A 9334-nucleotide genomic window follows, 5' to 3' on the forward strand; every position below is an offset into this window, starting at 1 on the left:
GTTTGCCTGGCGACCATAGAGCATTGGTACCACCTGACCCCATTCCGAACTCAGTAGTGAAACGATGCATCGCCGATGGTAGTGTGGGGTTTCCCCATGTGAGAGTAGGTCATCGCCAGGCTTCTAAATAAAAACCCTCAGTCGAAAGACTGGGGGTTTTTTAGTTAGAGCTTCGAGTAAGTGACCTACGCTCGAGGTGGGGTTGCCGGACGCTTACCTTTGAGCTTGTGGAACGCTATTCTGAGTGCTAGGGTGTTTTGGGGTAGTCTTAATAGAGAACTTTGTGCGAATTGATAGTTTATTACCTGATGTTCAGTTGAACGTATTTGGTGATCATCTTAGTTTAGATGAGGTTGTCGCGGGTCGCTGGTGCGTGTTCTTGGGCATATCGCAGCATGATAGTGCGCTGGCACGCAGAGCTCCCGATGTCGTTCAGTTTGCGAGCCGCCACCTTGCGAGTGACGTCGTGCTAGTTGTGTGCTGCGCCAATTCTTCCATGCTCCCCACGGCAGGGATCGAGCAGGGCGCCCCCTCTAACTTGGTGTATGCTGTACTGCAAAGTGACGCTGGCGGTGCGGCCGCGTCGACGTTGTTCGATCCAGATGAACATAGTCTTCAATATTACATTGTCAGTCCTGCTAAACGGGTGCAGATCATAGGTGCTTTGCCTAGTATCGGTGATTTAAACTTTGCAGAAATCGGACGTGCACTGGAAGCATTGCGGAGCACTTATGGTGAGTTCCTTGCGACCCCAGCTAATTGGGAATCGGGAGCTCCCCTTATTGTCCAGACAGCGCTGGCGGATGAAGAAGCAGTTCGGCGTTATGGCCCCTTGGACATTGTTTTTTCCTACCTACGGTACGTATCCCCTGTTAAAAGTAAAAGCGATGACTAGGTTGAGGGTCATGAATCAGCGCCAATACGTGAGCCAAAGACCGGTCTTGCCGCAATTTGTACCTGGGGGGCGTTAAGCCAATGTATAAGGCTCGTTATGTTTATGGGTACCTTTTGGGTTTGGCTGTTATTCTGGGGCACTTGGGGGTTTGGTACGATTGGATTGACCGAAAAAATGATCTTGAGCACGCCTTCCGGACTCAGGTTCAAAAGGCTACGGAAAACGGCCGTCGGAGCTATCGATATTTTGTGTTTGAGAGTGCTCGTCATGCCCAGTTTATCAGCGAACTACCCCTCATCGCGCGGTTTTTGAGTGCAGGAACTCAGGAGCCACAAATCGCGTCGCTGCTGTTAAGATTCAGCGACCGGTTTGCCCGCTACCATCAGGTCCGGCTTTTAGATCCCCAGGGTAAAGAGCGCCTGAGGATTCTGCGGGATTCGGTTGATACGAGCGCGGAATTGATCGCTGATTTACAAGATAAATCCCAGCGAGACTACTTTCAGCGGGCACAAGGCTTGGTGGAAGGACAGGTCTTGATTACTCAAGTTACTCCTAATATCGAGAAGGGTCAGATTGAGATTCCTGTGAGGCCGACTGCGCGTCTCGTCGCCCCCGTTGATCTCGACGGGGTTCGGCGGGGTTACTTAGTGCTGAACATAAACGTGGGGCCTGTTCTGCAGTCAATATTCACTCGCCTTACCCAGCCCTTGGTTCCTGAGTCCGTGATAATGTCGACCCGGTCGATGCCAGCGTGGGTTTGGATCCCCGGGTCCGAGTGGGAGTGGAGTCAGTCGTCCACTTATGAGCCAGCTGGTTCGGATAGTTCGGGAGATGTTAAAATTTTCAAAGGGGTTCTCGATCCCGCAACAGAGGCGCAATTGACTAATGAGCTTGACACACTGGCAGTGATTGATTCAAGGGTGGCGCGCTCGTTAGTAGCAGAGTTTGCGGAGGATGCGACTGTGACGGCGCGCGTGCCTCTGGGTGAATGGGAAGCCTATTACAAGCGTATACTGTGGCCCGATACCGTGATGCGATACTTCGTGATTATGGGCCGGTCGCTGTTGCTAGGGGTAGTCATTGCGTTTCTCACCCTACAGTACCAGAGCGCAAGGGCAAGACAAACGCAACGGGCGGCTAGCAAGCGTGAAGAAAGTGAACGAGATCATCTTACGGGGTTGGCTCAGCGAGCGGGTTTCGAACGCGAGTTTGAGCGCAGAAAAAGAGCGTCTTCGTCCACGAGAAGTGTTTTGTGTGTTGTAGACATAGACCATTTTAAACAAGTCAATGATACGCTTGGCCATTCCGAGGGGGATCGCGTATTGGCGGAGTTTGGGCGGGTACTATCGGCAGAGCTGCGAGATACAGATTTGATAGCTCGTTGGGGTGGCGAAGAATTTGTCATTCTTTTGAGCGATGTTACTCTTGAGGTGGCGGCTTCTATTGCGGAACGCTACCGAACGCTCGTCGAGCAACATATTTTTCTTTCCCGATTTAATCAGGCAATTGCGGTAACGATGTCGGTGGGCATCGCTGATGTGGTTGAGGCGGATTTGGGCGACGCTTTTGACCGCGCCGATGCGGCGCTATATCGGGCGAAATCGAGCGGGCGAAACCGTGTGTTTGCAGATCGTCAGGCAACGGCAGAGCCATCGCTCCGATTGGGTATGCGTCTGCCGAACTTTGTGGTAGAAACAGATAAAGGTCGATTCAGCTTGCACGAGTATCAGGGTGATAGCTGGTTGATATTGTTGAGTCATCCCAAAGATTTTACGCCTGTATGCACTACGGAGTTGGCGGAAGCGGCTCGGCTGAGTCCAGAGTGGGAATCTCGCAACACTCGGCTTCTGGGGTTGTCGACCGATCCTGTTGAGGAGCATCGCGACTGGCTGAGTAACGTGCAAGACTTAGCGCAGTGCTCCGTGACGTTTCCACTGATTGCAGATACGGACTTAATACTCTCCAAAGCCCTTAATATGCTCCCCGCTGAGGCGTATTTACCTATGGGAGCGACAGTTCAAGAAGCGAAAACTGTGAGGGGTGTCTTTATTCTTAGCCCCGACAAGCGCATCAGGATGATTATGATTTACCCCATGGCGATAGGTCGTGATTTTTCGGAGATAATTCGAATTCTGGACGTACTCCAAGGTGACTACCGCGAGTTACGCTCGCTAGCCTGAGTTTAAAGAGGCATATTTGCGCCATCGAAGTAGTCCTTGAAACCCGAAGGGGTATGCCGGCCTATAATTAAGGTCTCCAGAATCTGGTATCCGGTATTCTTAGGCTGAGATCCAGTCGCTACCTGCTGAACGCGGATGTTGGGGTAATCGAGCGGGTTGATGTCGTCGAGGTTGATCCTTTCTCGCTCGGTCACGAATTCGCCTTTCCATATACCATGGCCCCACGTTGAGTGGTTGTGCCCAATGTCTTTAGTCAGAGATTTTTGTCGAGTTTCGAGCGTATGCTCTGTCACCGAGCCGTCAGTTTAAAGGTTGCGGAAGCGGGTGGGGTGCATGATGAAATGACCGTCGTCGTGCATCATACTCGGTGGCTCTTGATTGGGTAATGAGTTAGCTGTAAATAGCAAGTCGCACTCGCTGCTGTATTCATTCGGTGCGAGCGTGACGCGTAGACGCTCCATTGGTTTCTCGACTTGAATTGAAAAAGGGCCGATAGTGGTATCCGTGCGATCCTTTGGTGCTCGACGTGAGGCATGGAAGCAAACTTGTCGGTTACCCATAACCACACTTAAATGACCATCCATTACCCGGCGGTTTGGGTAGACCCCAAAGTCGATTCCAAATACGTAAGATTTCTAGTTATGAGGCTACAAACATTTAAAATCTGAGTATTGGGCTAGGGAGATTGACTGAATGCGCGCGCAGCGTTTGCCGCTTGATGGGGGTACGCTAGGTATTTTGAGGAGAGACACTCCGCTTGCTTTACTTATTTTGCTCTTTATGAGCTCGTGGGTCTGATGGATCGAGTTTCGCTTTTTGACAATTTGGTTGACCTAAGCCAAGCTGTCTTGCGGACGGCGGGCATCGCGCGTCGCTCTTCGGATCTGTGGAGTGCATTATGTTAGAAAAAATAGTGTCTAAGTCGTCAGGTCAGCACTGGACGACTGAATTGAGCGAAAAGGCGTTATTAGCGGTGATTGGCGTTGCGACGGTCGTTGCGGCAGCACAGCACGTTAGCGTCATGGTCGCTGCCAGACAGGTACTGCTTGCCGATTTGTTTTTGTTGTTTATCTATGCGGAAGTCATTGGAATGGTGGGAGCATTTTATAGCACCCATAGAATACCAGTCACCCTCCCTATCATTATTGCCATGACTGCACTGTGCCGCTTAATCGTGTTGCACAGTAAAGAGATGGAGCCGTTGCTCCTATTGGCTGAAGCTTTCGCGATATTGGTGTTGGCTATTGCGAGTTACGTAATGAGCTTAAAAGATAAGCTGAGCCTTGAAAAGATGCTGTTACGTAAAGACCGCGAGAACGAAGCAGGCAGGGAGGGTTAATAAGACGTTCCGCATCACTCGGCATCGCGGTCGTAGCAAAGCCTTATAGCTTCGGTGCCCGCACTCTTGCGACGCACACCACTGAGTAGTTGATATGTCGTAGGTCTTAACCTTGCATGTCGTTTATAGACGCGCTGGTATCTTGAACAGGCGACGGGTCCAGACCGACTGCAAAATCGGGTCGATCCAACGGTATAGGCGACCTGAGACATACACGGATTTGCCTTTTTCGAGAGCGGTGATCCCTTCCCTAACGACAGTCGACGCGTCATACCACAGCCACTTGGGCATTTTTGCTTTCATTTCCGACAAGCCTGCTGTTTCGTGGAAGTCGGTGTGTGTATAGCCGGGGCACAGTGCCGATACCTTCACACCATGTGGCGCTAGAGTCAGTGCTAAGTCCTCGCTGAGTGCCACAATGTAAGCTTTTGAGGGGCCATAGTTGCAGCCGCCTGATCGAGGGATTCGACCGGCGACTGAGGCGATGTTGAGTATGTGACCTTCTTTATTCGCAACCATTGCTGGCGCGAATAGGTGGCAAAGGTGTGCTACCGAGGTCATCATTAGCTGATAAAAGCTTACATGCTTATTCCAATCTCGTTCGGTAATCAGATCTTCACCAGCCACCCCGGCGTTGTTAACGAGCCAGCTGACAGTGATGTTTTCTGATTCGCAGAATTGATGAATCAGTGATGGAGCGTCTGATTGTGTGAGGTCTGCCGCCATTATTTTTACATCGATACCATAGGCGCCACTTAACTCCTCGGCAATCTGCTTCAGTTTTTCAAGCCGCCTTGCGATGAGCACGAGGTTCAACCCCTTTGCTGCCAACTGTTTTGAAAATTCCGCGCCTAAACCTGCGGATGCGCCGGTGATAACAGCGTAGTTGTTCATGATATGTCCTTTTACATTAGGTTTATTGTAGTGTCCCTGTAAACCGGACTGTAGACAAGAGGGTTGTCGGCCCAGATTCCGCTTGTTTGAACCGACCACTTTAGACCTTTGGTTTGGAGGACTACGAGGATACACTCCGGTGATTAATAATAAAGGAGCGTTGCAATGCGTTTAGAAGGAAAAGTGGCTTTGGTGACGGGTGGTGGCAGTGGTTTAGGCCGAGCGATGTGCTTGCGCTTTGCCCAAGAGGGGGCATTTGTACTGGTCACTGATATCAACGCTGAGGCAGCGCAAGAGACGGTAGATCAGGGTTTGGGACTACCCGGTAAATTGATTAGTCGGTTTCAGGACGTCTGTGACGAGTTGGCATGGGCGGAAACGATAGGGTTTGCCGAGTCCGAGTTGGGGCCACTGAGTATTTTGGTGAATAATGCAGGTATCGCGGTAACGGCCTCTGTGGAGCACGAAACCCTAGAGGGCTGGCGGAAGACCCAAGCAGTCAATCTGGATGCGGTCTTTATGGGAACGCAAGCCGGTATTCTAGCGATGAAGAACCGTGGAGGGTCGATCATTAATCTGTCGTCGATTGAGGGGATCATTGGAGATCCGCTTACCTGTGCCTACAACGCAAGTAAGGGTGGCGTTCGTATCTTCACCAAATCAGCTGCACTGTGGTGCTGTCGCGAAAATTATGGTGTTCGCGTGAACTCCATTCATCCTGGCTTCATCGAGACGCCTATGGTTATTAATGCGATTGCGGCAATGGCTGAGGAAGAGCGCCAGGGTGTTGAGGCTCAGTTACAGATGGCGATCCCAATGGGTCAAATGGGGCGGCCTGAGGATATTGCAAATGCTGCGTTGTTTTTAGCCAGTGATGAGTCGTGCTACATGACTGGCTCGGAATTAGTTGTGGATGGTGGGTACACCGCCCGCTAGCGCACTGTGCCGAGTTTTCGGTGTGGCCCGCGCTAACTATATAACTCGATTATTGAGTGCGCCGGTCGTCAGGTATTGTGCGGCGTTATCGATGGCTTGTTTAACAATGGCCGTACGGCATTCGGGCGTCGCGCCACCAATATGCGCTGTTAGCGTCACATGTGGATTATTGAGTAGCTCGGGGTGTACCTGTGGTTCATATTCAAATACATCCAAGCCCGCGCCGGCGAGATGCCCGCTGTTTAGGGCATCGACTAAATCCTGCTCGTTAATTAGAGGTCCACGCCCGGTATTAATTATAAAGGCGCCTGGCTTCATCGCCGCGAGGGTGACGGCATTAATGCAATGCTGAGTGTCTTCTGTCAAAGGGCAGTGTAGGGAGATGACATCGGATTTCGCGAGTAAGCCCTCGAGTGTGGGTTCGAATTGAATATCGAGTTCTTGCTCTAACCCCGGCTTTTGGTTTGGCCCGTGGTAACAAAGTTTTAGACCGAAGGCCTGAGCTCGCCGCGCCATGGCGGAGCCGATTGCGCCTGCGCCAATAATACCCAGTGTTTTTCCCCGAGGGGTTACGCCCATAATGCTAGCCGCTGTTGCCCAGTCGTTTTGGCGGAGGAAATATTCGCTATAACTTGTTTTACGCATGGTTGCCAGTAGCAAGGCAAAGGCCAGGTCTGCGGTATCGTCGGCCACAATTGGGGTATTCGTGACGGCAATGCCTTTTCGCTTAGCCGCCTCAAGGTCGATTTTGTCGACACCGGCACCTAAATTTGAGATCAATCGCACCGACACCGGAAGACGTGCTATGGCGTCAGCGTCCAAATTGTCGAACGCTGTAGAGATGACGACGGAAGCATCCGCTACGTCGTTGGAATCTGCGATGGGTACACACTGGCCGAGCTGTTCGAATGGAGCGAGCATATGCCCCTGAATAATATCGCTGACAAGAATGGTCGGTTTCATGATTAGCCCTTAGTTTTGAGCACACTGCGGTTTATTTCTTGGCTCTGAGTGGTGCCTGTAAGCGCCATAGATATCTCAATTTCAGCTTTGAATGTGGTTAGAAGATCTGTGATGCCACGCTGACCTGCTGCGGCTAAGGCGTACACCCAAGAGCGACCAATTAATGTGAAATCGGCACCTAAAGCGTAAGCTTTAAAGACGTCTTGTCCGCTGCGGATGCCTCCGTCTAGAATGACGGTTGTGGTAGCACCGACCGCAGACTTGATGTCTGAAACCACGTTTATTGTGGCATCGACACAATCTAACTGTCGGCCACCATGGTTTGATACAACGATTCCATCAGCGCCCACTTGAACCGCCTCTTTGGCGTCTTCTTCGGTCAAAATCCCCTTAATGATGAGCTTGCCGGGCCAGATGTCGCGCAGCCACTCGATATCTTTCCATGTGACGGATGCATCGACCTGCTGAGTGATCCAAGCTTGAAAGTCGTCGGGGCGACTGGCGTTAGGTACGTATTCCTCCAGATTGCCAAAGGTGTGGGGTTTGCCACCTAGGCCGACTGACTTTATCCAGCTAGGTTTGCTAGCAAGGTTAAGAGCGGTGCGTAGGCGTCCTCGGAAAGAGGTCCCACCACTTAAACCATTACGTTTATCTCGATAACGAGCACCCAAGACCGCTAAGTCCACTGTGAAAACCAGCGTATCGACGCCGACATTTTGGGCGCGTTGCAGCATTTGTTGCACGGCCCCGCGGTCCCTCAGCATATACAACTGAAACCAGAAGGGTTTATCAGAAACTTCGGCCACTTCTTCCAATGAACATATCGCTACCGTTGACAAGGTGAAAGGAATATTCAGGGCATCGGCAGCTGTTTTGGCTTGAAGCTCCCCTCGGGTGCCGAACATGCCGCCCAGGCCTATTGGGGCTAAGCCCACAGGCATGGAATAAGGGGTTCCAAAGAGCTTGACGCTCGTATCAACGGAAGACACATCCTTTAAAACGGTTTGTTTTAAGGTGATGTCTTGATAGGCCGAGACGTTAGCGCGCAGTGTGGTTTCCGAGTAGGAGCCGCCGTCGAGATAATCAAACAGAAAACGCGGCACCTTGCGCTCGGCGATGCGGCGGTAGTCCTCGGTTGAGGCGGGCACTAGGTTTAACGAACTCACAGATCCTCCTACAAGATGATTTCGATTAGGCGTGGGCCACGCTCAGCCATCGCTGCCGCAAATGCGTCGTCCAGCTCTTGCACCTGAGTCACTTTTTGAGCTTTTATGCCCATGCCTTGAGCGATGTCGGTCCATTGGATGGTTGGGTTGCTCAAATCCAGCAACGATAGTGCAGTTGGACCGGGATGTTCCACACCCACGCGCTGGAGTTCAATGTTGAGAATAGCGTACGAACTGTTGTTCAAAAGTAGCACAGTGATATCGAGATTTTCGCGCGCCATGGTCCACAATGCTTGCACGGTATACATGGCTGAGCCGTCGGCCTGCAGGGCAATCACCTTGCGGTCAGGGCAAGCCAGAGCTGCGCCAATAGATAGAGGAAGACCTTGGCCAATGGAGCCGCCGGTCAATGCCAGCCAATCGTGTTTGGCGGCACCTACTGTCATGGCGTAAACAAATAAACTATTGGTCGCTCCCTCATCAGAGACAATGGTGCCCTCGGGCATGCGATTCGCTATGATTTTTCCCAGTTCGAGTGCATTCGCGGGACCCTGCTCAAGTTCGAAGGTGTTGCGCTCCTGAAATTGAGTCGGTTCTGCAGGGCAGCCGAGTTCATCCGCAAGTCTAGTGAGTGCATCGAGGGCGTCGGTATTGACGTCGGCCAGTTGCACTAAATTAGCGCCCTCTGGCGATAGCCAGCTGGGCTTTTCGGGGTAGGCGAAAAAGGATACCGGTGGTTTGGTGCCAATAAAGACAATATTCTCTAACTCTTTGAGGAAATCCTGAGCCTGCTCCCCGAAGTAGGGTAGGCGCTCTACCGGAATACGGCCTTCACCTCGCTCATGGCGAGCGTAGAAAGTTTCGGTAATGATCCTGGTGCCCGTCGCTTCTGCAATGCGACCAGCCTGTATTAGGGCCTCTTCTCGTAGAGCTCGACCACCCAGCATGAGTGCTTTACCAC

9 protein-coding genes and 1 rRNA gene are annotated in these 9334 nt (G+C 51.7%); 5 read left to right on the forward strand and 5 right to left on the reverse strand.

Annotated features, from left to right (window positions below; genetic code table 11):
* Window positions 1–5 precede the first annotated feature (5 nt).
* The 3 genes from rrf to ACTF5Z_RS10015 all read left to right on the forward strand — a co-directional run bounded on the left by rrf (window position 6) and on the right by ACTF5Z_RS10015 (window position 3075).
* Window positions 6–121, forward strand: a 5S ribosomal RNA gene (gene rrf, locus ACTF5Z_RS10005).
* Window positions 122–283: 162 nt separating this feature from the next.
* Window positions 284–895: a hypothetical protein gene (locus ACTF5Z_RS10010; protein WP_438985508.1), complete on the forward strand. Its 612-nt coding sequence runs from the start codon at window positions 284–286 to the stop codon at window positions 893–895.
* A gap of 80 nt (window positions 896–975) precedes the next feature.
* Window positions 976–3075, forward strand: coding sequence for a diguanylate cyclase (locus ACTF5Z_RS10015; RefSeq protein WP_438985509.1), 2100 nt, complete (start codon window positions 976–978; stop codon window positions 3073–3075).
* Window positions 3076–3077: 2 nt separating this feature from the next.
* Here the strand turns inward: ACTF5Z_RS10015 and ACTF5Z_RS10020 are convergent, their stop codons facing one another.
* Window positions 3078–3269 (reverse strand): hypothetical protein, encoded by a 192-nt coding sequence (locus ACTF5Z_RS10020; RefSeq protein ID WP_438985510.1) that lies wholly within the window; start codon window positions 3267–3269, stop codon window positions 3078–3080.
* Window positions 3270–3973: 704 nt separating this feature from the next.
* Here ACTF5Z_RS10020 and ACTF5Z_RS10025 point away from each other — a divergent pair.
* The gene (locus tag ACTF5Z_RS10025; RefSeq protein ID WP_423853694.1) at window positions 3974–4414 is read left to right on the forward strand and encodes a phosphate-starvation-inducible protein PsiE; all 441 of its coding nucleotides are present in this window, start codon (window positions 3974–3976) and stop codon (window positions 4412–4414) included.
* Window positions 4415–4537: 123 nt separating this feature from the next.
* Here the strand turns inward: ACTF5Z_RS10025 and ACTF5Z_RS10030 are convergent, their stop codons facing one another.
* Window positions 4538–5308, reverse strand: coding sequence for an SDR family NAD(P)-dependent oxidoreductase (locus ACTF5Z_RS10030; protein ID WP_423855505.1), 771 nt, complete (start codon window positions 5306–5308; stop codon window positions 4538–4540).
* Window positions 5309–5473: 165 nt separating this feature from the next.
* Here ACTF5Z_RS10030 and ACTF5Z_RS10035 point away from each other — a divergent pair, with 165 nt between their 5' ends.
* Window positions 5474–6244: a glucose 1-dehydrogenase gene (locus tag ACTF5Z_RS10035; RefSeq protein ID WP_423850187.1), complete on the forward strand. Its 771-nt coding sequence runs from the start codon at window positions 5474–5476 to the stop codon at window positions 6242–6244.
* A gap of 36 nt (window positions 6245–6280) precedes the next feature.
* On the opposite strand, the gene ACTF5Z_RS10040 is transcribed toward ACTF5Z_RS10035, so the two are convergent.
* From ACTF5Z_RS10040 to ACTF5Z_RS10050, 3 genes are all read right to left on the reverse strand, one after another.
* On the reverse strand, window positions 6281–7207 hold the full coding sequence (locus ACTF5Z_RS10040) for a 2-hydroxyacid dehydrogenase (RefSeq protein ID WP_438985511.1): 927 nt from the start codon (window positions 7205–7207) through the stop codon (window positions 6281–6283).
* Window positions 7208–7209: 2 nt separating this feature from the next.
* Window positions 7210–8373: an L-lactate dehydrogenase gene (locus ACTF5Z_RS10045; protein WP_438985512.1), complete on the reverse strand. Its 1164-nt coding sequence runs from the start codon at window positions 8371–8373 to the stop codon at window positions 7210–7212.
* 8 nt (window positions 8374–8381) lie between these two features.
* Window positions 8382–9334: acetolactate synthase large subunit (locus ACTF5Z_RS10050; protein ID WP_438985513.1), on the reverse strand; the 953-nt coding region annotated here is incomplete at its 5' end.

The organism is Aequoribacter sp. (assembly GCF_965659035.1).
In the GTDB taxonomy this organism is placed as follows: Bacteria; Pseudomonadota; Gammaproteobacteria; order Pseudomonadales; family Halieaceae; genus Aequoribacter.